This window comes from Acidovorax sp. Root217 (assembly GCF_001428645.1).
Lineage (GTDB): Bacteria > Pseudomonadota > Gammaproteobacteria > Burkholderiales > Burkholderiaceae_C > Acidovorax.
The window spans coordinates 102,550-104,163 of the sequence record NZ_LMIH01000015.1 but is presented as its reverse complement, the minus strand read 5'-3'; the positions used below and the strand labels follow the sequence as shown (position 1 = coordinate 104,163).

The 1,614-nt window shown below is 66.2% G+C and carries 2 protein-coding genes; both read left to right on the top strand.

The annotated features are described in order from the left end of the window. Positions 1–126: 126 nt before the first annotated feature. Positions 127–921, top strand: a complete 795-nt coding sequence (locus ASE31_RS16805) for a class II aldolase/adducin family protein (RefSeq protein WP_157412534.1) — start codon at positions 127–129, stop codon at positions 919–921. Between the two features lie 114 nt (positions 922–1,035). Then, on the top strand, positions 1,036–1,614 hold a 579-nt coding region (locus tag ASE31_RS32680), incomplete at its 3' end, for a tripartite tricarboxylate transporter substrate-binding protein (RefSeq protein ID WP_255357684.1).

Here is a 1,614-nt window from a genome sequence, read left to right as displayed (position 1 = left end):
GACGGTGGCCGTGGATGCCGGCGGCACCAGCGCCCACATCACCGGGCCGGCGGAGTGGCAAAAGCGGATTGCCATGGGTGCATCCAAGACAATCACGCTGGAAAGCGTCTGAGAAAGGAAATGGCGATGTTCGATGAAGGAGACCTGGCTGCTGCCCGCCCTGAGGGCATGGAGCCCGAAGAGTGGCGCCTGCGCGTGCAACTGGCTGCGTGTTACCGCGTGTTCCACGCCCGGGGCTGGAGCGAGGAGATCTTCAACCACATCACGCTGAGTGTGCCTTCGCATGCAGCCCACTACCTCATCAATCCGTTCGGGCTGCACTACGGTGAGGTGACGGCGAACAACCTGCTCAAGATCGATCTGCAAGGCAATCCGGTGGGGGCTGCGGACTATCCCGTGAACCGCGCAGGCTTCGTGATCCACAGCGCGATCCACGCGGCGCGCGAGGACGCGCACTGCATCATGCACACCCACCATACGGCGGGCGTGGCGGTGTCGTGCAAGGCGGAGGGCCTCAAGTTCAACAACTTCTATGCGGCGTTCCTGAGCGGCAACGTGGCCTACCACGCCTTCGAGGGCATCACTGTGCACCCGGGCGAGCAGGACCGCCTGGTACAGAGCCTGGGCGCCAGCAACTGCCTGATCCTGCGCAACCATGGTCTGCTGGTGACGGGCCGGAGCCTGCCCGAGGCCTTCTACTTCAACTATGTGCTGCAGCGCGCCTGCGAGGTGCAGGTGATGGCCGATTCCATGGCCGGTGCCAACACCCCCATCCCGGCCCAGGCGCTGGAGGTATCGTCGCGCGACGTGGGGCTGACCGACCCGGACAACGATCTGTATGCCAAGCTGTTCTGGGCGGCTGTGCGCCGGGCAGGGCTGGGTCTTCATGACCTGGTGAAGCCACGGATGGGTATTTTCTAGGCTGGGTGACCCCGGTTTTCACTTACCATCGCCGGGCCGTGGCATCCACCGGGCAGGGGATTGCCGCCACCGTTTCGCACGCATTGATTGCACAACAAGCACAGGAGACAAACCATGAGCCTTTCCCCCGCAACCTCCCGCCGCGACATCCTGCAACTGGCCCTGGCCGGCGCCGCAGGCACGCTGCCCTTCATGGCCCAGGCCCAGGCGCTCGACACCGTGAAGATCCTCGCCGGCTTTGCCGCCGGCGGCACGGTGGACACCCTGGCGCGGCGCGTGGCGACCCAGATCACCGGCGGCTATGCCAAGTCGGCCGTGGTGGAAAACAAGACGGGTGCTGGCGGGCAGATCGCCATCACCACGCTCAAGGCGGCCCCGGCGGACGGCGCCACGCTGCTGGCCACGCCCATGTCCATGCTGGGCATCTACCCCCACACCTACAAGAAGCTGCCCTACGACCCCGTGGCCGACGTGACGCCCGTCTCGCTGGGCGTGGTGTTCGACATGGGGTTTGCCGTGGGCCCGCAGGTGCCTGCTTCGGTGAAGACCGTGCCCGAGTTCCTGGAGTGGTGCAAGGCCAACCCCACGGGCGCCAACTTCGGCTCGCCCGCACCGGGCTCGGTGCCGCACTTCGTGGGCGAGCTGATCAGCCGTGCCGGCAAGGTCGACATGCGCCACGTGGGCTTTCGCGGA

What these genes read in the sequence shown, in the direction of transcription:
- ASE31_RS16805 (WP_157412534.1), top strand. Translation starts at nt 127, where the DNA reads ATGTTCGATGAAGGAGACCTGGCTGCTGCCCGCCCTGAGGGCATGGAG.